Origin of the sequence: Streptosporangium lutulentum (assembly GCF_030811455.1) — a bacterium.
In the GTDB taxonomy this organism is placed as follows: Bacteria; Actinomycetota; Actinomycetes; order Streptosporangiales; family Streptosporangiaceae; genus Streptosporangium; species Streptosporangium lutulentum.
On the sequence record NZ_JAUSQU010000001.1, the window covers coordinates 10,278,681 to 10,301,076 of the forward strand.

Consider the following 22,396-nt stretch of genomic DNA (forward strand, 5'->3'; position numbering starts at 1 on the left):
GAGGGCATCGCCGTTGGGCGGTGCCGGCCCGCACCTCGTTCACTGTCTGTCGTAAGACGGTGAACACCGTTGGTTCCTCGGTAGCGGGACCGTTCTCCTGCCACATCGGTTCGGGTGTTTACCCGGGTGTCTGGTGGTGGGGTGGATACGGTCGCTGTTTGTTGTTTGAGATTTGCATAGTGGACGCGAGCATCTTTGTGGCCAAGTTTTTTAGGGCACACGGTGGATGCCTTGGCATCAGGAGCCGATGAAGGACGTGGGAGGCTGCGTTAAGCCCCGGGGAGTCGCCAACCAGACGTTGATCCGGGGATGTCCGAATGGGGAAACCTAGCACCAGTCATGTGGTGTTGCCTCCGCCTGAATGTATAGGGCGGCTGGTGGTAACGCGGGGAAGTGAAACATCTCAGTACCCGTAGGAAGAGAAAACAAATAGTGATTCCGTGAGTAGTGGTGAGCGAAAGCGGAACAGGCTAAACCGTTCGCGTGTGATAGCCGGCAGGCGTTGCGCGGGCGGGGTTGTGGGACCCTCTAGCAGGAACTGCCGTTTCTGCAAACAGTAAAAAATCCTTTCGATAGTCGAAGCCTCTGGGAAGGGGCGCCACAGACCGTGAGAGTCGGGTAGGCGAAATCGGTTGGACTGTTTGAGGGGATCCCAAGTAGCACGGGGCCCGAGAAATCCTGTGTGAATCTGCCAGGACCACCTGGTAAGCCTAAATACTCCCTGATGACCGATAGTGAACAAGTACCGTGAGGGAAAGGTGAAAAGCGCCCCGGTGAGGGGTCGTGAAATAGTACCTGAAACCGTGTGCCTACAAGCCGTAGGAGCGTAAACAAAGCTTGCTTTGTTTGTGATGTGACTGCGTGCCTTTTGAAGAATGAGCCTGCGAGTTATGGTGTGTGGCGAGGTTAACCCGTGTGGGGGAGCCGTAGCGAAAGCGAGTCTGAATAGGGCGTTTGAGTCGCATGCTGTAGACCCGAAGCGGAGTGATCTAGGCATGGGCAGGTTGAAGCGCGGGTAAGACCGCGTGGAGGACCGAACCCACCAGGGTTGAAAACCTGGGGGATGACCTGTGTTTAGGGGTGAAAGGCCAATCAAACTCCGTGATAGCTGGTTCTCCCCGAAATGCATTTAGGTGCAGCGTTGCGTGTTTCTTGCCGGAGGTAGAGCACTGGATGGCTAATGGGCCCGACAAGGTTACTGACGTCAGCCAAACTCCGAATGCCGGTAAGTGAGAGCGCAGCAGTGAGACTGCGGGGGATAAGCTCCGTAGTCGAGAGGGAAACAGCCCAGACCACCGACTAAGGCCCCTAAGCGTGTGCTAAGTGGGAAAGGATGTGGAGTCGCAGTGACAACCAGGAGGTTGGCTTAGAAGCAGCCACCCTTGAAAGAGTGCGTAATAGCTCACTGGTCAAGTGATTCCGCGCCGACAATGTAGCGGGGCTCAAGTACACCGCCGAAGTCGTGGCATTCACACGTATGCTGAGCCTTTGTGGTTTAGGTGTGTGGATGGGTAGGGGAGCGTCGTGCGGCCGGCGAAGCGGCAGAGTGATCTAGTCGTGGAGGCCGTGCGAGTGAGAATGCAGGCATGAGTAGCGAATCAGAAGTGAGAAACTTCTGCGCCGGATGACCAAGGGTTCCTGGGCCAGGCTAATCCGCCCAGGGTAAGTCGGGACCTAAGGCGAGGCCGACAGGCGTAGTCGATGGACAACGGGTTGATATTCCCGTACCCGCTACGATGCGCCAATACTGAATCCAGTGATACTAAGGGTCCTTAAGTCCCTCGTTTGCATCCTTCGGGGTGTGTAGGGGTGAGGCTGAACGCCTGGCCTGAACTGGTAGTAGGTAAGCGATGGGGTGACGCAGGAAGGTAGCCCAGCCCAGGCGATGGTAGTCCTGGGGTAAGCATGTAGGGAGAGAGGTAGGCAAATCCGCCTCTCATGTAATCCTGAGATGTGATGCCGAGCCGATTGTGGCGAAGTGGGTGATCCTATGCTGCCGAGAAAAGCCTCTAGTGAGTGTCGTGGCGGCCCGTACCCCAAACCGACTCAGGTGGTCAGGTAGAGAATACCAAGGCGATCGGGTGAACTGTGGTTAAGGAACTCGGCAAATTGCCCCCGTAACTTCGGGAGAAGGGGGGCCTCCGCTGGTGATCAGACTTGCTTTGTGAGCTGGTGGGGGTCGCAGAGGCCAGGGGGAAGCGACTGTTTACTAAAAACACAGGTCCGTGCGAAGTCGTAAGACGATGTATACGGACTGACGCCTGCCCGGTGCTGGAACGTTAAGGGGACCGGTTAGCGCACTTCGGTGTGCGAGGCTGAGAACTTAAGCGCCAGTAAACGGCGGTGGTAACTATAACCATCCTAAGGTAGCGAAATTCCTTGTCGGGTAAGTTCCGACCTGCACGAATGGCGTAACGACTTCCCCGCTGTCTCAACCGCAGACCCGGCGAAATTGCACTACGAGTAAAGATGCTCGTTACGCGCAGCAGGACGGAAAGACCCCGGGACCTTCACTACAGCTTGACATTGGCGTTTGGAACGTCTTGTGTAGGATAGGTGGGAGACTTTGAAGCTATCACGCTAGTGGTGGTGGAGTCATTGGTGAAATACCACTCTGGTCGTTTTGAACGTCTAACTTCGGTCCGTGATCCGGATCAGGGACAGTGTCTGGTGGGTAGTTTAACTGGGGCGGTTGCCTCCTAAAGAGTAACGGAGGCGCCCAAAGGTTCCCTCAGCCTGGTTGGTAATCAGGTGTCGAGTGTAAGTGCACAAGGGAGCTTGACTGTGAGACCGACGGGTCGAGCAGGAGCGAAAGCTGGGACTAGTGATCCGGCGGTGGCATGTGGAAGCGCCGTCGCTCAACGGCTAAAAGGTACCCCGGGGATAACAGGCTGATCTTCCCCAAGAGTCCATATCGACGGGATGGTTTGGCACCTCGATGTCGGCTCGTCGCATCCTGGGGCTGGAGTAGGTCCCAAGGGTTGGGCTGTTCGCCCATTAAAGCGGTACGCGAGCTGGGTTTAGAACGTCGCGAGACAGTTCGGTCCCTATCCGCTGCGCGCGCAGGAGACTTGAAAGGAGCTGTCCCTAGTACGAGAGGACCGGGACGGACGAACCTCTGGTGTGCCAGTTGTTCCGCCAGGAGCATGGCTGGTTGGCTACGTTCGGAAGGGATAACCGCTGAAAGCATCTAAGCGGGAAGCTCGCCTTGAGATGAGGTCTCCCACCACGTGAGTGGGTAAGGCCCCCGGGAGACGACCGGGTTGATAGGCCGGAGGTGGAAGCATGGTAACGTGTGGAGCTGACCGGTACTAATAGGCCGAGGACTTGACCACAAAGCAATCGTGCTCTGAAGGTCAACCGATGGTGGTTGTCGCTGCGCTCTGTATCCTTCGCCGGGTCCGGAGCAGCGCGTGACCGCTGGGGTTGGTTGGTAGGAGGGCAGTGTTGCCCGCGTCCACTATGTGATTCTGAAACAGCAAACACCGCCCCCCACGGCAGAGTTGGTGGGGGTGTGTGGTGTTGATAGTTTCATAGTGTTACGGCGGTTATGGCGAAGGGGAAACACCCGGTTACATTCCGAACCCGGAAGTTAAGCTCTTCAGCGCCGATGGTACTGCACCGGGGACGGTGTGGGAGAGTAGGTCGCCGCCGGACAATCTTTGAGAAGGGTCACCCCATGCGGGGTGGCCCTTCTTTCATTTTCAGCCCCCTTTTTTTCGTTGAGGGCTTTCCCAGGGTTCCCTGCGGTTTTCCCTGGGGTTTTCCCTGGCGGCTTTTTGCCTGCGGATCCACCGCGCGGAGCCGCGGGGTTTCCCTGGGCGCTGGGGTTCTTCCTGGGCTCGGGCCGGGACTCCTTTCCCGGGCTCATGCCGAAAGCCAGGGGCTTTCCCGGGATCGTCTCGGAACCGTTGGGTGATCCGGTCCGACCACCGCGGGATCCGTATGGGTGGTCCTGGTCGGCCCGGCCGTCCCGTACAGGACGCCGAATCGGCCGGCTCTGCGACTGGATCGTGACGCCGCACGAGATCGGTCGAACCGCCATACGACTGAGCCGTGAGACGAGGGGCCTCACCGCAGGGTAAGTCCCCTTTTCCGTTTGCGAGCCTGTCAGTCGAGGGCCCGCCGATGGTGTCAGTAGTCTTAGGAGGTGGAATATAGAGCGGTTGAGCAGGCAATCATGGAACGCGGTGTCGAGTGGGATTTCGAGCCCGGTATCGGCAGAATCGCCGCGCTCATGGATCTGCTCGGCTCCCCGCAGCACTCCTACCCCGTCGTGCACATAGCCGGTACGAACGGTAAGTCGAGTACGACTCGGATGATCGAGACGCTCCTGCGCGAGCGTAACCTGCGCGTCGGCCGGTTCATCAGTCCCCATCTCGTGTCCATGCGAGAGCGCATTTCCGTGGACGGCCTGCCTCTCAGCGAGGAGCGCTTCGCCGAGGTCTACGAGGACATCGCCCCGTACCTGGAGATGATCGATGCCCAGGGTCGCCGGCTTTCCTTCTTCGAGACCCTGACCGCGATGGCCTTCGCGGCCTTCGCGGATGCCCCGGTGGACGTCGCGGTCATCGAGACGGGCATGGGAGGGAGCTTCGACGCGACCAACGTCGCGGACGGCGCCGTGGCCGTGATCACGCCCATCTCCCTCGACCATGTCAAGTATCTCGGTCCCGACGTCGAGACGATCGCGGGGGAGAAGGCGGGCATCATCAAGCCCGGGGCCATCGCCGTGATCGCACAGCAGGAGCTTCCGGCCGCCGCGGTGCTGATGCAGAAGGCGGCCGAGGTGGGTGCCACCGTGGCGCGCGAGGGGCTGGAGTTCGGGGTGATCAGCCGTGAGCTCGCCATAGGAGGGCAGCTGCTCCACCTCAAGGGGCTCAAGGGCACTTACGAAGAGGTCCTGCTTCCCCTGTACGGCGCGCACCAGGCCAACAACGCGGCCTGCGCGCTGGCCGCCGTTGAGGCGCTGACCGGTGGAGACGACCCCCTGGACTCCGAGCTGGTACGACAGGCGTTCCTGCAGATGCGCTCGCCGGGAAGGCTTGAGGTGGTACGGCGGGGCCCCACGGTGCTCGTGGACGCCGCGCACAACCCTGCGGGGATGCGGGCCACCCTGGACGCGGTCCAGGAGTCGTTTGACTTCGCCAAGCTCATCGGCGTGGTGGCCGTGTCCGAGGACAAGGACGTCGAGGGCATCCTTGATCTGCTGGAGCCGCTGATGGACGAGATCGTGGTGACCCGTAACTCCTCGCCCAGGTCAATGGACGTGGACGACCTCGCGGCGCTGGCAGAGGAGATCTTCGGGATGGACCGGGTCCACCAGGTCGAGCGAATGGACGGTGCGATCGACCGGGCGATCGGGATGGTGGACGCCCTTGGAGAGTTCAGCGGAGCGGGGGTGCTGATCACCGGATCGGTGGTCACCGCCGGTGACGCGCGACTCCTGCTCAAAGCGGACGAGACGCAGTGAGCGAGGCAGGGGTGAGCAGGGTGATGGCGGAGGGGCGAGAGATGATCACTGTTACTCCGGGTATGCGACGGCTCTGCGCAAGCGTGCTCGGTATGGAGGCGATCGTCATCGGGCTGTTCACGCCGGTGGCGATCAATGTGCAGGGAGTCGAGCCGGTCGTCGCGGTGACCGTCGGTATCGGCCTGGCGGTTCTGTGCGTGCTGGTCGCAGGCATGTTGAAGCGGTCCTTCGCCTACATTGCGGGAAGTCTGATCCAGGTGCTGGCCATCGCCGCGGGTTTCCTGGTTCCGACCATGTTCGTCCTCGGAGCGATCTTCGCAGCGCTGTGGATCACTGCGATATTCGTCGCTCGCCGTGTCGAGGGCGTGACTTCTCGCTAAAGTCGGCCAACATGGCCGTCCCTCCCGTTCAGCCGACTCGGGCGGTGACCACCGGGCCCACGGGCCTGGTGCGCACCCTCCGGGTCTCGCTGATGCTCGACGTCGTCCTCGGGCTGCTCGTCGCGGTAGCGCTTCCGCTGGCGATCCTCGCCATCCCCAACACCATCTCGGTGGTCGCCGCTCTGCTCCCGCCAGACGTCTCGCAGATCGAGATGATCAGGGCACATGGGATGGCGTTGCCCGCGATGGTTCTGACCGTTCCTGTGGCCGCGATGGCTCTGCGCAGGGTGAGGGCGGCCCCGGTCCTGGTCGCCGGACTCACCCTGCTGGCCTTCGCCGACGCGGCCGGGGGATACGCCGCCTCCACGACCGCGGTGGGGGTCCTCCGGATCCTGCACGGGATCGGTGCCGGTCTGCTGGTGTCCGCGACCCTGGTGGCTGTCTGGGAGCGTTCCAGGCTCCTTCGTGCGGTGTGGGCGGGTGCGCTCGCGATAAGCCTGCTGACCGCGCAGGCGCTCGCTCTGTGGCCCCTCGACGCGGTCGACTCCTGGAAGGTCACGCTCCAGCCGTATCCGATCTTGACAGGCGTCGCGCTCGTGCTGGCCGCCCTCTATCTCGTGCTCTGGCGCAGGAGCGGCGAGGGTGCCGTGATCGGTTCCGGGCGGACCGCCGCCAAGGGCGGGCGCCTGCTGGCCGAGGCCGTGCCCGCCGTGGGTATCGCGGCCCTCGCCGTGGGAAGCACCTTTGACTGGTCGCCCGGTCTGGTGGTCCTCGCGGCGTCGCTGTCCATCCTCGTGCTGCTCGGGCTGGCCTCCGTCTGCGCCGTGGACGGCGTCGTCGGCCGGGCGCCGTCCTACACGATGCTCGCGGTGGGCGTCGTCATCCTGCCCACCGCCGCGCAGGTCACCTACGTCGAGCTTGGCGGGCTGGGCGGCCCCGGGCTGTCCGGCCTGTGGCCGGCTTTCGCGATCGCGGGGGTCGCGGGTCTTCTCGCGGCCGTCCTGGTGGGCCGCCTGGGCGACGGTGTGATGCCCATGGTCACCGCGGGCGGCCTGGTGATCGTCGTGGCCGGGCTGTGCGCCGTCAGGCTGCTCCTCCCGGCCTCTGGCGGGCCCGCGCTGGTTTTCCCGTTCGTGCTGCTCGCGGTCGGCACCTCGGTGGCGCTGACGGGCGCGCTGCGGCCGTCGGACGGTGACACCGCGCTCTTCGCGCTGTCGCTGTTCTTCCCAGCGGTGCTCGGAGGCTTCCTGCTGGGCAGCGGAATTCAGGTCGCCCGGCTGAAGGAGGCGGCGACCCCCCAGGCGCTGGTCGACGGCTTCGTGGAGGCTCTGCGGCTGTGGGTCCTGGTCGGCGGCGGCCTGGTGGTCGCGATGATCGTGCTCGGCGCGGCACTGGCCCGCCTGTCCCCGCCGACCGGTTCGGGCCTCACGGGCGCATCGGGTGCGGTCGCCGCGGCGCCGGTGGGCGCGACCTGGGGCGACAGGCCCCCGAGGCCCGACGTCGAGCCTGAACGGATCCCGGGACCGGAGAGGACCGCCGCGCCACCCGTGGTGGTGCCCCCGCCCACGCCGTCCCCCGAGGACGACCCTTCGGACGGCCCTGCCCGCCCGTAACCCCGTCGACCGTGGAGGATCGCGCTGAGGACGGTAAACTTCGCGCGTTTACCGCAGTCTGCGAGTCAACCCTGTTCAAAGGAGAACTTCAGTGTCCGAGCGCACCCTTGTCCTGATCAAGCCCGATGGTGTGGCGCGTGGTCTCATCGGTGATGTGATCGCCCGCGTCGAGCGCAAGGGCCTGAAGGTCGTGGCGTTGGAGCTGCGCACCCTGGACGTCGAGACGGCCAAGGCTCACTACGCCGAGCACTCGGAGCGGCCGTTCTTCGGCGAGCTGGTGGAGTTCATCACCTCCGGCCCGCTGGTCGCGCTGGTGCTTGAGGGTCCCCGCGCCATCGAGGCCTTCCGGGCGCTCGCGGGCCTGACCGACCCGGTCAAGTCCGCTCCCGGCACCATCCGCGGCGACCACGCCCTGGAGATCGGCGAGAACGTGGTCCACGGTTCCGACTCGCCCGAGTCCGCCGCCCGCGAGATCAAGATCTTCTTCCCGGACCGTTTCTGAGTGTCCTCCGGGCGTCGGGCCCCGTCGTCCCTCGGGACGGCGGGGCCCGACGCGTTTGACGTGACTCAAGATTTCCCTGGGGTTGGGCAGCTCATTGTGCTCATAGGTAGGTACGTCACGTTACGATTCGAGTGCGTTCCGTAGTTTTCGCCGACGACCTGACGGAAGGAGGGCCGCCTTCCTCATGGGTAGCAAACTCGCTTTCCTTGGCCGCGACATGGCGGTCGACCTCGGCACCGCCAACACCCTCGTCTACGTACGAGGGCGCGGGATCGTCCTCAACGAGCCGTCCGTCGTCGCGATCAACACCACGACGGGGAAGATCGTGGCCGTTGGCATCGAGGCCAAACGCATGATCGGCCGTACTCCCGGCAACATCGTGGCCATCCGGCCGCTCAAAGACGGTGTGATCGCCGACTTCGATGTCACCGAGCGCATGCTCCGCTACTTCATCCAGCGTGTGCACAAGCGCCGCCACTTCGCCAAACCCCGCATCATCATCGCGGTGCCGAGCGGCATCACGGGCGTCGAGCAGCGCGCGGTCAAGGAAGCCGGCTACCAGGCGGGCGCGCGCCGGGTCTACATCGTCGAGGAGCCCATGGCCGCCGCCATCGGCGCCGGGCTCCCCGTGCACGAGCCCACCGGCAACATGGTGGTCGACATCGGCGGCGGCACCACGGAGGTCGCCATCATCTCGATGGGCGGCGTGGTGACCAGCCAGTCGATCAGGGTCGGCGGTGACGAGCTCGACCAGGCGATCATCACCTTCGCCAAGAAGGAACACTCGCTCATGCTCGGCGAACGGACCGCCGAGGAGATCAAGATGGCGATCGGCTCCGCCTGCCTGCTCACGGAGGAGAGTCACGCCGAGATCCGGGGCCGCGACCTGGTCAGCGGCCTGCCCAAGACGATCGTCGTGTCGGCCACCGAAATACGCAAGTCCTTCGAGGAGCAGCTGAACACGATAGTGGACGCGGTCAAGACCACGCTGGACAAGTGCCCGCCGGAGCTTTCGGGAGACCTGATGGACCGCGGGATCGCGCTCACCGGAGGTGGTGCGCTCCTGCGGGGCATGGACGAGCGGCTCATGGAGGAGACCGGCATGCCGATTCATCTGGTGGACAATCCGCTCGACTCCGTCGCGCTCGGCACGGGCAGATGCGTCGAGGACTTCGACGCCTTGCAGCAGGTCCTTGTTCCGGAGCCGCGGCACTGATGAGGGATACGCGCCGGGCACGGATGAGTCTGGGGCTGCTGCTGGCCGCGGCGCTCGTGCTCATGACAGTGGATCATCGGACGGGGGAGAACTCTCCTCTCGGCCCGCTCAGAGGGGTCGGCACGGTGCTGTTCGGGACCGCCGAGGGTGTGGGATCCGGAGTCGTCCGGCCGATCGGCCAGTTCTTCGAGACGATGACGGGCGCGCCCGAGGCGCAGCGCCGCATCGAGGCGCTGCGGGCGGAGAACAAGCGGCTCAAGCATGATCTGGCGGCGCAGAGCCTGGACAGAAAGCGCTCCGCGGAGCTGCGCAGCCTGCTCGGAGTCGCCGGAACCGACGGATACAAGATCGTTCCTGCCCAGGTGATCGCCCGGCGCGGCACGCCCGGGTTCGAGGAGGCCGTCGAGCTCGACGTGGGCGGCGCCGACGGGGTGCGGACGGAGATGACCGTGCTGAACGGCGACGGCCTGGTGGGCCGGGTGGTTCAGGTGGGTTCGTCCACCTCGACCGTGGTCCTGCTCAGCGACCCCGGCTCGGCGGCCGGCGCCCGGCTGGAGGGCAGCAACGAGATCGGGGTGGTGAACGGTGTGGGGCAGAGCGGTCGTCTGGTCCGTTTCCGGCTGCTCGACTCGACCGCGCACATCACTCCGGGGCACCGGATCGTGAGCTTCGGCTCGCAGCGGGGTGTGCCGTATGTGGCCGGTGTGCCGATCGGGGTGGTGGAGCGGGTGGAGGCCACACCGGGGGAGCTGACCCGGGTCGCCTACGCGCGGACGTACGCCGATCTCACCGCGCTGGACGTGGTCGGGGTGGTGGTGCAGGCGCCGGCCCGGAGTCCGCGTGACGCGGTGCGTCCCGCCGAGCCCCGAGCACGAGAGGGACTCTGAGCGATGGGGCGTAATGCGGCCTTCGTGGGACTGCTCCTCCTGACCATGGTCGTCCAGGTGACGGTCGTGAACCGGCTGCCGTTGCCCGGGGAGGCCGCGCCGGATCTGGTGCTGCTCGCCGTGGCGGGATACGCGCTGGCCCGCGGGGCCGCGGACGGGGCCGCCATGGGGTTCGCCGCCGGGTTGATCAGTGACGTGCTGCCGCCCGCCGTGCATCTGCTGGGCCAGAACGCCCTGGTGCTGTGCCTGATCGGGTTCGTGGCCGGACGAGTGATGGAGAGACACCCGAACGCCGGGCCGCTCGTGGCGCTGGCCTGCGCGGCCGCCGGTCCGCTGATCGCTGTGGCGGTCGGCGCCCTGCTCGGTGACGTGCGGGTCGAGATGTCCACGCTCATGGCGACGCTGCCCCAGGCGATGCTCTACAACCTGCTGGTCGCGCCCCCGGTGGTGTGGGCGGCGGCCAGGATCGTCAGGGGACCCACCGTGCGGCCCCTGCGGACGGCGGGTCACTTCGCGCGGAGCCGCATATGAGCGGGCGAGCCGACGAGGGCGACGCCCTCCGGTCGTGCTCCCGCGCGTCACACGGAAGGGAACGGGCATGAGCAGGATGCGGGGGCGGCTGGTCGTGCTGCAGGTGCTGGTGGTGTCGATGCTGGCGCTGCTCTCCGTGAGACTCTGGCAGGTGCAGGTGGTGCGCGGAGCGGAGTTCGTGACCGCCGCGACCGAGACGCGCACCCGTGACGTGGTCGTCCCCGCGGTGCGCGGGCAGATTCTCGACTCGGCCGGACGGCCGCTGGTCCGCAACCGGACCAGGCTGGTGGTCTCGGTGGACCGGACGCGCCTGAACCGGATGGAGGGCAACGGCCAGGCCGTGCTCCAGAAGCTGGCGACCGTGCTGAACCGTCGTCCCGCCGACCTGCGCGAGCGGATCAGGGCGTGCGGTCCGGGAGTCACCCGGCCGTGCTGGCCCGGTTCGCCGTACCAGCCGATCCCCATCGACGACCACGTCACCACCCGCGAGGCCCTGCAGATCCTGGAGCGCCAGGAGGAGTTTCCCGGGGTCACCGCCGAGGTGCAGGCGGTGCGGGAGTATCCGGGCAGCAGTGCCGCCGCGCAGGCGCTCGGCTACCTGCAGCCGATCACCCAGGAGGAGCTGGAGAGGCGCGAGGGGCTCAGGGCGGTCATCTCCGGCGTGGACCTGATGGGCAGGGACGGTCTGGAGTCGGTCTACGACGGGCCGCTGCGGGGTGTGCCGGGCATGCGGCGCGTGCAGGTCGACCGGCTCGGCAAGGTGATCGGGGTGGAGCGGCAGGTGGCGCCGCGCCCCGGGGACACGCTCATCACGAGCATCGACGCCAAGGTGCAGGCCATCGCGGAGAAGGCGCTGGACGAGGCGATGAAGTCCGCGCCCCAGGCCGACGGGGCGGCGGCGGTGGTGCTGGACGTGAGGAGCAGCAGGGTCCTCGCTCTGGCCAGCGCGCCGACCTACAACCCGGCGATCTGGACGGGGGGCATCTCCGAGCGTGAGTACCAGCGCCTGCTGTCCGACAAATCGGGCAAGCCGTTGGTGTCGCGGGCGATCAAGGGGGAGTTCGCGCCGGGGTCGACGTTCAAGGTGTCGTCGGTGTCGGCGATGCTCAACGACGGCTACCCGCTGAACGGCAAATACGACTGTCCGGGCTCCTACATGGTGGGCAGCCGGCCGTTCAACAACTTCCGGGGCATCGGGCTGGGCACGCTCGACCTGCACACGGCGCTGGTGAAGTCCTGCGACACGATCTTCTACAGGGCGGCCTACGAGCAGTGGCTGCGAGACGGCGGGCTGAATCCGAAGGGCAAGCCCAAGGAGCCGATGGCGAGAATGGCGCGGGCCTTCGGGTTCGGCCGCCCGACGGGCATCGATCTTCCGGGCGAGTCGGCGGGGCGCATCCCCGACCGGGCGTGGAAGAAGGAGCTCTGGGCGGTGACCAAGGACGACAACTGCAAGCGGGCCAAGTCCGGCTATCCGGAGGTGGCCAAGACCGACCCCACCAGGGCCGCCTTCCTCAAGCGGCTGGCGTACGAGAACTGCCTGGAGGGCTTCCAGCTGAGGCCGGGTGACGCGGCCAACTTCTCCATCGGCCAGGGCGATGTCCTGGTGACGCCGTTGCAGCTCGCGGCGGCCTACGCCGCGTTGACCGGTGACGGCAAGCTGCGCAGTCCCCGGGTGGGCTGGGCGCTGGTGCGGCCGGACGGCACCAAGGTCAAGGAGATCAAGGCGCCGGTGGTGGGCAAACTGCCGCTCACCCCCAAGGAACGGGCCTACATCAAGGGGGCGTTGAGCGAGGTCGCCTCGGACGGCACCGCGGCCGGCGCCTTCGCGGGTTTCCCCATGGACAAGGTGAAGGTCGGCGGCAAGACCGGCACCGCCGAGGTCTACGGCAAGGCGGACACCTCCTGGTTCGCCTCGTTCGCGCCGACCGACAAGCCCCGGTTCGTGATCGTGGCCATGGTGTCCCAGGGAGGGATGGGAGGCCAGACCGCGGCCCCCGCCGTACGGAAGATCTACGAGGGCATCTACGGCTTCACCCCGGCGGGGAAGCCGGTTCCCGCGGCGCTGCCGAACGGGCGCCCGGCCTCCGAGCTTCCGGTGATCAAACGGGACGGGACAGTGTCGCGATGAACCGGGCACGGGCCGCCAGGGCGGCGTCGTGAGTTCCGTGAAGGCCGTGCCGAGCCGGTCCTTCGCGGGAAGGACGATGGCGGGATTCTCCGCGGTGGGCCGGATGGACGGGTTGCTGCTGGTCGCGGTCGCCGCGCTGGCGGTGATCGGCACGATGCTGGTCTGGTCGTCGACCAGGACCTGGGCGCCCGGCGCCACCGGACTGGTCAAGAAACACATCCTCAACCTGGTCATCGGGGCCGTGCTGGCCGGGACGACGACGATGGTCGACTACCGGGCGCTGCGGATCTGCGCGCCGCTGGTGTACGTCGTGAGCCTGGTCGGGCTGTTCCTGGTGATCACGCCGCTCGGGTCCACCGTGAACGGGGCCCACTCGTGGATCATGCTGGGCGGCGGTTTCGCCTTCCAGCCGTCGGAGTTCGCCAAGGTCGGCCTGGTGATGATGCTCGCCATGCTGCTGGCCAAGCCCGCCACGGGTACCGATCGGCCGCGCGGTATGGACGTCTGGATCGCGCTGGTGATATCGGCCTTCACCATGGGCCTGGTGATGTTCCAGCCCGACTTCGGCACCACCATGGTCCTCGGGGTGATCACGGCCGGTTCGATCGTCATCGCGGGGATCCGCAAGCGCTGGATCGGCGGTCTCGCCCTCTCCGCGGTCGGTGCGGCGGCGGCCGTGTGGTTTCTCGACGTGCTGGAGCCGTACCAGATCGCGCGGTTCACCGCCTTCCTCAATCCGGCCAGCGACCCGCGCGGCGTCGGCTACAACAGCACCCAGTCGCTGATCGCCATCGGGTCGGGAGAGCTGTTCGGCAAGGGACTGTTCGACGGAGGCCAGACCACCGGCCGGTTCGTGCCCGAGCAGCACACCGACTTCATCTTCACGGTGGCGGGGGAGGAGTTCGGCTTCCTCGGCTCGGTCACCGTGGTGGCGCTGCTCGGCGTGATCCTGGTGCGGGGGGTACGGATCGCCCAGGAGTGCGGTGATCGGTTCGGCACACTCGTGGCGGGCGCGATCGTCTGCTGGCTGGCCTTCCAGTCCTTCATCAACATCGGGATGACAGTCGGGATCATGCCGATCACCGGTCTGCCCCTGCCGTTCGTCTCCTACGGGGGCACCGCGACCTTCGCCAACATGATCGCTGTCGGGCTGCTTCAGGCGATTCACATACGTAAACACCAGTTCTAGGTGTTGATATTGCCGACATGAGAGTCATTCGCATGTTCGCGGGCCTGGATTCTCACTGGCCGTGAGTTCGTCAAACGAACATTCTGGGAACGAAAACGGAACTCACGATGACGGAGGAGCCGTGATATCGGAGCTTGCCGAACGGCAACGGGCACTCGAGCTGCTACGAGCCGCGTTTCCCGATTACCGGATCGTGTTCAGCAAAGGCCGCTGGGCCGCGGTGTCGGCGGGCAGCCCGCCGGCGGTCTGGTTCGCCGAGACTCCGAGCAGCCTGTGCGGACAGCTCTTCCAGGCCCAGCTCCGCAACGGCGGGACGGTCGTGCCCTTCGGGGGTGACGGCTCGTGAGGAGAGGGTCTCCCGGATCGGTGACCGGCTCTCAGGTCCACCGGGCACCGGCCGGAGCACTAGCGTGAAGGCGCCCCCTTCTCAGGACGCCTGGGAGAGCCCATGACCCAGAGCCCACGTGGCGGAGACCGCGCCGCGCTGGCCTACGCGACGATCATCCGTAACCGCACGCTGGCCGCCCTTCCCGGCCCGCCGTCGGCGGCGGTGATCCAGCAGATGGTGGACGAGATCCACGCCTGCTGCCCGCAGCAGACCAGGTTCAAGTGCCGCCGGCTCGCGCACGGGTGGACCGTGGAGGAGAGCATCGATCACTTCCACGCCATGTGCGACAGGGAGCAGGTCAAGCGGCGCGGGCTGACCGAACGCTCCTGGCGGGAGTGGGAGGCGGGGGCGCGGCCCGATCGCGACTACACGGACCTGCTGTGCAGGCTTTTCGAAACCGGGCCGGTCCAGCTCGGCTTCGCCAGCGACTACACCCCCGGGGAACTGCGGTCGGCGCCGTCCGCGCCCCCCGTCCTAGACCTGATCACGGTGGCGGCCGACGAGGCCGGTGCGCACGCCGAGCTGGCGGAGGCGAGCGAGCTGGGCTCCGGCGCGCTGGAGCGGCTGCGCACCCAGGTGATCTGGATCGGCAAGCGCTACGTCTCGGAGGCTCCGCTCCCGCTCTTCGTGGAGATGCGCGAGGTGCAGGAGCGGACCCGCAGGGCGCTGGAGAAGCGCATCCACCCCGGTCAGGCCCGCGAGCTCTACTTCCTCACCGGCGCGCTGTGCGGGCTGATGGCCAACGTCAGCATGGACATGGGCCGTCGCATCCCCGCCGACACCCTCGCGCGTGCCGCATGGACCTACGGCAAGGTGTCGGGGCACGAGGCGCTGATGGGATGGGCGCGCGGCATGCAGGCTTCGGTGGCGCTGTGGGACCGGCGCTACAACGACGCGGCCAGATACGCCGAGGACGGCCTGACCTGCGTGAGGGCGGGTTCGGGCGCCACCCGCCTGCACATGCTGCGAGCCCGCTCCTACGCGCTTCTGGGCCGTCCTGGGGAGTCCTCCGAAGCCCTCCTGCGGGCGGCCGAGGTCCGGGAGGCCGGAGCCGACGAGCTGCACGACGAGATCGCCGGTGAGTTCGCGTTCCGCCCGGCCAAGGAGCACTACTACGCGGCGGTCACCCACCTGCACCGGGGCGATCCGGGGTCGGCCATCGAGTCGGCGCGCCGGTCGCTGTCCCTCTACGCCTCCGGAGACCCGGAGAACCGCTCCTACGGCTGCGAGTCCATGGCCGGCGCGCACCTGGCGATCGCCCACCTCATGGAGGGCGACGACCGGGGGGCGGAGGACGCCATGGCGCCGATTCTCGCGCTTCCCCCGGATCGGCGCATCGGCAGCCTGGGTACGACTCTCAGCACCGGCCGTTCGCTGCTCTCCACCCGGCCGGGTGGAGAGCAGATGGCCAGGCAGATCGAGAACTTCTGCTCCGTAGGCCTGCCACAACAGGCCCGGCGCGCTATTTCAGACAGGAGCGGACAATGACGGTTGCCGCAGAGGGGTCGCTTCTCACCCGGGCGGGTACGGCGCTCATCCGTTCCTGCAAGGAGGCGGGGCTGGACACCACGGGTGTCACGCTGCTGCGCGACTTCGCCAACACCGTCTACCGCCTGGAGGGCGAGGGCGTGGTGGTACGGCTGGCGCAGGCGACCGCGCCGGGCAAGCTGGACCGGCTGACGACCTCCGTCCGGGTCACGCGCTGGCTCGTCGAGCAGGGTTTTCCCACCATCAGGCCGCTGGAGGTCAAGCAGCCGGTCGCCGCGGAGGGGTTCCTGGCGACCTTCTGGCGCCACGAGGAGCACGTCGGGCCGCCGCCCGACCCGGCGCAGCTGGGGCCCCTGCTGAGGCGGCTGCACGACCTGCCGCCCGTGCCGTTCGAGTTGCCGACCCACGACCCGTTCGGGCCGGTGCGCCGGGCGATCGACGCCGCTCTCTCGCTCGGCGAGGACGACCGGCGCTGGTTGATCGAACGCTGCGAGAGGCTGTCCGAGATCTACTACGAGCGGATGGAGTTCGCCCTGCCGTACGGGCTGATCCACGCGGACGCCCACCGCGGGAACATGATCCGCACTCGTGACGGGTTCCTGCTGTGCGACTGGGACGGGGTGTGCGCCGGACCGAGGGAGGTCGATCTGATCCCGACATTGCAGGGAATCAGGTTCGGTCTGACCGAGCGTCAGCGGTCCAATTTCAGCGAGGCCTACGGCTATGACGCGACGCGATGGGAGGGGTATCCGGTGCTGCGCGACATGCGGGAGCTGCAGACTCTGACCGCCGTGCTGCGCAACGCCCACCGCGACCGGACGGCCCGCGACGAGCTGACGCACCGGCTCGGCTCGCTGAGGGCGGGTGACGACCGCCTGTGGCACCCGCTGTAGGCGGATAGGCTTGACCACATGTCTGTCGAGTCGTTGTTTCCCCGCCTGGAAGCGCTTCTGCCCAAGGTGCAGAAGCCCATCCAGTATGTCGGAGGTGAGCTCAACTCGACCGTCAAGGACTGGGACGAGACCACGGTCCGATGGGCGCTGATGTATCCGGACGCCTACGAGGTGGGTCTGCCCAACCAGGGCGTCCAGATTCTCTACGAGATCCTCAACGAGCTGCCGGAGACGCTGGCCGAGCGGACCTACTCGGTCTGGCCCGACCTCGAGGCGCTCATGCGGTCCGAGGGCGTCCCCCAGTTCACGGTCGACGCGCACCGTCCCGTCAGGGCGTTCGATGTGTTCGGGCTCTCCTTCTCGACCGAGCTCGGTTACACCAACATGCTGACCGCCCTGGATCTGGCGGGAATCCCGCTGGAGGCGGCTGATCGGGGTGACGACGATCCGATCGTCCTCGCCGGTGGTCACGCGGCCTTCAATCCCGAGCCGGTCGCGGACTTCCTGGACGCCGCGGTGCTGGGCGACGGCGAGCAGATCGCCATCGCGATCACCGAGGTCATCCGCGAGTGGAAGGCCGAGGGCTCGCCCGGCGGGCGCGACGAGCTGCTGATGCGGCTGGCCGAGTCCGGTGGGGTCTACGTGCCCAAGTTCTACGACGTCGACTATCACGCCGACGGCCGGATCCAGCGGGTGGCCCCGAACCGGTCGGGCGTGCCGTGGCGGGTCCACAAGCACACGGTCATGGACCTGGACGAGTGGCCCTATCCGAAGAAGCCGCTGGTCCCGCTGGCCGAGACCGTGCACGAGCGGTTCAGCGTGGAGATCTTCCGCGGCTGCACCCGCGGCTGCCGGTTCTGCCAGGCCGGGATGATCACACGTCCGGTCCGTGAGCGGTCGATCACCACGATCGGCGACATGGTCGAGGCGGGCGTCAAGGCCTCCGGGTTCAACGAGGTCGGCCTGCTGTCGCTCTCGTCGGCGGACCACTCCGAGATCGGAGAGGTCGCCAAGGGGCTGGCCGACCGCTACGAGGGCACCAGCACCTCGCTCTCGCTGCCCTCGACCCGGGTCGACGCCTTCAACATCGACCTGGCCAACGAGTTCTCCCGTAACGGCCGCCGATCGGGCCTGACGTTCGCCCCGGAGGGCGGCTCCGAGCGGATGCGCAAGGTGATCAACAAGATGGTCACCGAGGAGGATCTGATCCGGACCGTCACGACGGCCTACACGCAGGGCTGGCGGCAGGTGAAGCTCTACTTCATGTGCGGTCTGCCCACCGAGGAGGACGCCGACGTCCTCGGCATCGCCGACCTGGCCAAGAAGGTCATCAAGGCGGGCCGGGAGGCCACCGGGTCGCGAGACGTCCGCTGCACGGTCTCCATCGGCGGGTTCGTCCCCAAACCGCACACCCCGTTCCAGTGGGCGGGGCAGGCGGACCACGAGACCGTGGACCGCAGGCTCAGGGCGTTGAAGGACGCGCTGCGCAACGACAAGCAGTACGGCCGGGCCATCGGCCTGCGCTACCACGACGGCAAGCCCTCGATCGTGGAGGGCCTGCTCTCCCGGGGCGACCGCAGGGTCGGCAAGGTCATCCGCGCGGTGTGGGAGGAGGGCGGCCGGTTCGACGGCTGGAGCGAGCACTTCTCCTACCAGCGGTGGATGGACGGCGCGGCCAAGGCCGGCATCGACGTCGACTGGTACACCACGCGCGAGCGCGAGGAGAACGAGGTCCTGCCCTGGGACCACCTGGACGCCGGTCTCGACCGCGAGTGGCTCTGGCAGGACTGGCAGGACGCCGTCAACGACGTCGAGGTCGAGGACTGCCGCTGGACGCCGTGTTACGACTGCGGCGTCTGCCCCACGATGGGGACCGAGATCCAGATCGGGCCGACGGGGAAGAAGCTACTGCCACTGACGGTTGTGTGAGGTAGGCGGTGCGTGAGCACCGCCCACCGGAAATGACGACCACGACTTGGGAAGGACGACACCACCCTGAAACCCGCTCCCGACGGGCCTCCGCCCGCGCCTGTGGCGCAGCGTCTGAGCGTGCGCTACGCCAAGCGTGGCCGCCTGCGCTTCACCAGTCACCGTGACATCTCCCGAGCCGTGGAACGAGCGGTCCGGCGAGCCGGGGTCCCGGTGGCCTTCAGCGCGGGCTTCTCGCCCCATCCGAAGATCTCCTACGTGGGTGCGGTCGCCCCCACCGGAGTCGCCAGCGAGGCCGAATATCTCGAGATCAGCGTGACGCGGACATGCGACCCGGACCTGCTCCGCGCCGCTCTGGACACCTCGCTGCCGCCCGGTCTCGACGTGCTCGCCGTCATCGAGGCCGACGCCGGAAATCTGGCCGACCGGCTGGAGTGCTCGGCATGGGAGCTGCGGTTACCGGGAGTCGACCTGACCTTTGCCAGGGCGGCGGTCGAGAGGTTCAACACCACCGAGCGAATCGAGGTGGAGCGCCTCACCAAGAAGGGGCCGCGCCGCTTCGACGCCCGTGAGGCGGTGCTGAGCCTTGAGGTATTTGAGGGAACTGAGGCAACAGCAGGTCAGGCGTCCAGTCAGCCATGTGTCATACTTCGCATGGTTGTACGGCACGCAACTCCTGCCGTTCGACCCGACGACGTACTAACTGGATTGCGTCTTGTGGCTGACTTCGCGCCGCCGGTGCCCCCCGAGGTAACCAGGCTGGCGCAGGGCCCGCTGGACGTACGCACCGGTGAGCCCGCCGATCCGTTCGACCTGGACCGCGACATTACGCGCGGCGGCGAAGCGGAACCGGTGGGCAGGCACGTTGGCGGCGACATATAGGACTTGGCGCCGGGCCCAGGCCCGGCGGACAGTGAGAAGACGAGAGCTCCCGCGCGGCGCGGAGACGTGCCCGGGAGCTGACGGGAGAGCGCCCGCATGCTCGATAACGAGCCCAATGTCGGGGCCGATGGCCTTGACCGGGATAGAACGGAAGTAACACAGCCGACGACTCGTCGGAGGGCCGCAAGTCGGCCCGCCGGACCTCCGCCGGAGGACCCGGAGCCCGCCCCTGCGGTGGTGGCGACCGCCGTGCCGGAGGCCGCTCCCGCCGTGGTGGAGGCCGTCGCGCCCGAACCCGAGGCGGTTCAGGAGGCGGCGCCCAAGCGCACCAGGCGCAAGGCGGCCACGACAGCGGCCTCGACAGAGGCCGCGGGCACCACCACCCGGCGCAGCCGTACGAGGAAGGCGGCGCCCGAGCCGGTCGTGGAGCCCGTCGCCGAGACGCCCGAACCGGCTGAAACGGTCGTGGAGCCGGTCGTCGAGCGCGTGGCCGACCCCGAGCCGGTCGCCCAGGAGGCGCCCGCTCCGGTGAAGCGCACCCGTACGCGTAAGAAGGCCGTCCCGCAGGACGTGCCGGTCAAGGCGGACCAGGCCGCCGAGGACCCGGCCGACCCGGCCTCCGCCGAGGCCGACGAGGCCGCGGCACTGCTGCTTGAGATGCCCGCCGACGAGCCTCTGGACGGCGAGCCCGCCGGCGAGGACATCGTCGAAGAGCGGCCCGGGCTGTTCGTCGATCCTTTCGGGCTGTCCGCCCAGGAGCGTTCGAGCGTGCCGTCGATGACCTTCCAGGCGCCGGCCGCGGTGTTCCAGCCGCTGTTCCAGGCCCCTGACCAGCACCGTGCCGAGCAGGCGGTCGTCCGTCCCGCTCCGGTTCAGCAGCCCGCGCCGCAGCCCGAGCCCCAGCCCGCCGTGGCGGAGGCCGAGACGGCCGACGACTCCGACGACGATGACGACCTCGACAACGACGACGACGCCGGCAGCCGCCGCCGTCGCCGCCGCAGGGGCGGTCGCGGACGGGGCAAGACACGCGATCTCGACGACACCGAGGACACCGAGTCCGAGCAGTCCGAGGACGAGACGGCCGAGACCGAGCCGGAGGACGAGGCGGAGAGCGGCAGTTCGCGCCGGCGTCGCCGTCGGCGGCGCAGGGGCACGGACGAGGCGGGAGACGTTCCCGACGACCCGCCGAACACGGTGGTGCGGATCCGCGCCCCGCGTGCCGGGCGCAGCACCTCGATGGACGAGGTGCAGAGCGTGCGCGGCTCGACCCGTCTGGAGGCGAAGAAGCAGCGCCGCCGGGAGGGCCGTGAGCTCGGCCGGAGACGCCCGCCGATCATCACCGAGTCGGAGTTCCTGGCCCGCAGGGAGTCCGTCGAGCGCATGATGGTGGTGCGCAGGACCGGTGGCCGGACCCAGATCGCGGTCCTGGAGGACGGCGTCCTCGTCGAGCACTACGTCAACCGCGAGGCGAGCCAGTCCTACGTGGGCAACGTCTATCTCGGCAAGGTGCAGAACGTCCTGCCGAGCATGGAGGCCGCGTTCGTCGACATCGGCAAGGGCCGCAACGCGGTGCTGTACGCCGGTGAGGTGAACTTCGACACCGCCGGGCTGGAAGGCCAGCCCAAGCGGATCGAGGTGGCGCTGAAGTCGGGCCAGTCGGTGCTGGTGCAGGTCACCAAGGACCCGATGGGGCACAAGGGCGCGCGGCTCACCTCGCAGATCAGCCTGCCCGGCCGATACCTGGTCTACGTGCCCGACGGCTCGATGACCGGGATCAGCCGCAAGCTTCCCGACAAGGAGCGCACCCGCCTCAAGAGCATCCTCAAGAAGGTCATGCCGGAGAACGCCGGGGTCATCGTCCGCACGGCGGCCGAGGGCGCGTCGGAGGACGAACTCGACCGCGACGTGGCCAGGTTGTCGGCCCAGTGGGAGAACATCCAGCGCAAGGCCAAGTCGGCCAGCGCGCCGGAGTTGCTCTCCTCCGAGCCCGATCTGACCGTCCGGGTGGTCCGTGACGTCTTCAACGAGGATTTCGCCTCGCTGGTGGTCGCGGGCGACGACGTGTGGGAGACGGTGGATGAATATGTCCGCTATGTCGCCCCGCATCTGGCCGACCGGCTCTCGAAGTGGGAGGAGGGCGGCGACGTCTTCGCCGCCTACCGGATCGACGAGCAGATCGCCAAGGCGATGGAGCGCAAGGTCTGGCTGCCCAGCGGAGGCTCGCTGGTGATCGACCGGACCGAGGCGATGACCGTGGTCGACGTCAACACCGGCAAGTTCACCGGCCAGGGCGGAAACCTTGAGGAGACCGTCACCCGCAACAACCTGGAGGCGGCCGAGGAGATCGTCCGCCAGCTCAGGCTGCGCGACATCGGTGGCATCATCGTCATCGACTTCATCGACATGGTGCTGGAGAACAACAGGGACCTGGTGCTGCGGCGGCTGCTGGAGTGCCTGGCCCGTGACCGGACCAAGCACCAGGTCGCCGAGGTCACCTCCCTCGGGCTGGTCCAGATGACCCGTAAGAGGGTCGGGCAGGGCCTCCTGGAGGCGTTCTCCACCGTCTGCGAGTGCTGCAACGGCCGCGGGCTGCACGTCTCGGCCGAGCCGGTCGAGGCCAAGCCTGAGCCGCGGGGCACCCAGGGCAAGATGGCCATCGAGAAGGCCGTCTCGGAGAAGCTCGGCAAGGACAGCGGTCACGCTGTCGCGGCCGGAGACCAGTCTGGCCGTGATACCGTGACCGATGCGCTTGATGACGTCCCGGTTGAGGACGCACAGGCCATACAGGCTTCTGGCCGGGGTCGGCGACGCTCCCGCAAGGCCAAGTCGGCCGATTAGGCCGACACCTCCGACGTTCCGCCCGGTTCGACCAGGACGCCGTTAATCCGGTACCC

Annotated in this window: 15 protein-coding genes and 2 rRNA genes; all 17 read left to right on the forward strand. The window is 67.3% G+C overall.

The window, feature by feature from the left end; translation table 11 throughout:
* The first annotated feature begins 199 nt into the window (after window positions 1-199).
* Window positions 200-3,335: ribosomal RNA gene (locus J2853_RS46215) — 23S ribosomal RNA — on the forward strand.
* Between the two features lie 205 nt (window positions 3,336-3,540).
* A 5S ribosomal RNA gene (gene rrf / locus J2853_RS46220) occupies window positions 3,541-3,657 on the forward strand.
* 523 nt (window positions 3,658-4,180) lie between these two features.
* Entirely contained in the window at window positions 4,181-5,473 is a 1,293-nt protein-coding gene (locus tag J2853_RS46225; protein ID WP_307568464.1) for a bifunctional folylpolyglutamate synthase/dihydrofolate synthase, read from the forward strand.
* Window positions 5,474-5,535: 62 nt separating this feature from the next.
* Window positions 5,536-5,853 carry a DUF4233 domain-containing protein gene (locus J2853_RS46230; protein ID WP_307569041.1) on the forward strand — a complete coding sequence of 106 codons (318 nt, stop codon included), beginning with the start codon at window positions 5,536-5,538 and terminating at the stop codon, window positions 5,851-5,853.
* Window positions 5,854-5,864: 11 nt separating this feature from the next.
* Complete coding sequence (locus tag J2853_RS46235; protein ID WP_307568466.1) at window positions 5,865-7,466, forward strand: hypothetical protein; 1,602 nt, start codon at window positions 5,865-5,867, stop codon at window positions 7,464-7,466.
* 91 nt (window positions 7,467-7,557) lie between these two features.
* The gene (gene ndk / locus J2853_RS46240) at window positions 7,558-7,968 is read left to right on the forward strand and encodes a nucleoside-diphosphate kinase (RefSeq protein ID WP_307568467.1); all 411 of its coding nucleotides are present in this window, start codon (window positions 7,558-7,560) and stop codon (window positions 7,966-7,968) included.
* Window positions 7,969-8,152: 184 nt separating this feature from the next.
* Complete coding sequence (locus tag J2853_RS46245; protein ID WP_307568469.1) at window positions 8,153-9,184, forward strand: rod shape-determining protein; 1,032 nt, start codon at window positions 8,153-8,155, stop codon at window positions 9,182-9,184.
* On the forward strand, window positions 9,184-10,071 hold the full coding sequence (mreC, locus tag J2853_RS46250) for a rod shape-determining protein MreC (RefSeq protein WP_307568471.1): 888 nt from the start codon (window positions 9,184-9,186) through the stop codon (window positions 10,069-10,071). Before J2853_RS46245 ends, mreC begins: the two co-directional genes overlap by 1 nt.
* A 3-nt stretch (window positions 10,072-10,074) precedes the next feature.
* On the forward strand, window positions 10,075-10,602 hold the full coding sequence (gene mreD / locus J2853_RS46255) for a rod shape-determining protein MreD (RefSeq protein ID WP_307568473.1): 528 nt from the start codon (window positions 10,075-10,077) through the stop codon (window positions 10,600-10,602).
* A 67-nt stretch (window positions 10,603-10,669) separates the two neighbouring features.
* Window positions 10,670-12,733, forward strand: a complete 2,064-nt coding sequence (mrdA, locus tag J2853_RS46260; RefSeq protein ID WP_307568474.1) for a penicillin-binding protein 2 — start codon at window positions 10,670-10,672, stop codon at window positions 12,731-12,733.
* A gap of 76 nt (window positions 12,734-12,809) precedes the next feature.
* The gene (gene rodA, locus J2853_RS46265) at window positions 12,810-13,922 is read left to right on the forward strand and encodes a rod shape-determining protein RodA (RefSeq protein WP_370879563.1); all 1,113 of its coding nucleotides are present in this window, start codon (window positions 12,810-12,812) and stop codon (window positions 13,920-13,922) included.
* A gap of 121 nt (window positions 13,923-14,043) precedes the next feature.
* The gene (locus tag J2853_RS46270) at window positions 14,044-14,268 is read left to right on the forward strand and encodes a hypothetical protein (protein WP_307568478.1); all 225 of its coding nucleotides are present in this window, start codon (window positions 14,044-14,046) and stop codon (window positions 14,266-14,268) included.
* A gap of 102 nt (window positions 14,269-14,370) precedes the next feature.
* Entirely contained in the window at window positions 14,371-15,798 is a 1,428-nt protein-coding gene (locus J2853_RS46275) for an NsdA family TPR-like regulatory protein (RefSeq protein ID WP_307568479.1), read from the forward strand.
* Window positions 15,795-16,691 carry an aminoglycoside phosphotransferase family protein gene (locus J2853_RS46280; protein ID WP_307568481.1) on the forward strand — a complete coding sequence of 299 codons (897 nt, stop codon included), beginning with the start codon at window positions 15,795-15,797 and terminating at the stop codon, window positions 16,689-16,691. Before J2853_RS46275 ends, J2853_RS46280 begins: the two co-directional genes overlap by 4 nt.
* Before the next feature lie 18 nt (window positions 16,692-16,709).
* Window positions 16,710-18,620, forward strand: coding sequence for a TIGR03960 family B12-binding radical SAM protein (locus tag J2853_RS46285; RefSeq protein WP_307568483.1), 1,911 nt, complete (start codon window positions 16,710-16,712; stop codon window positions 18,618-18,620).
* 102 nt (window positions 18,621-18,722) lie between these two features.
* Window positions 18,723-19,502: a TIGR03936 family radical SAM-associated protein gene (locus tag J2853_RS46290; RefSeq protein WP_307568484.1), complete on the forward strand. Its 780-nt coding sequence runs from the start codon at window positions 18,723-18,725 to the stop codon at window positions 19,500-19,502.
* Window positions 19,503-19,598: 96 nt separating this feature from the next.
* Window positions 19,599-22,340: an Rne/Rng family ribonuclease gene (locus J2853_RS46295; RefSeq protein WP_307568486.1), complete on the forward strand. Its 2,742-nt coding sequence runs from the start codon at window positions 19,599-19,601 to the stop codon at window positions 22,338-22,340.
* Window positions 22,341-22,396: the final 56 nt, after the last annotated feature.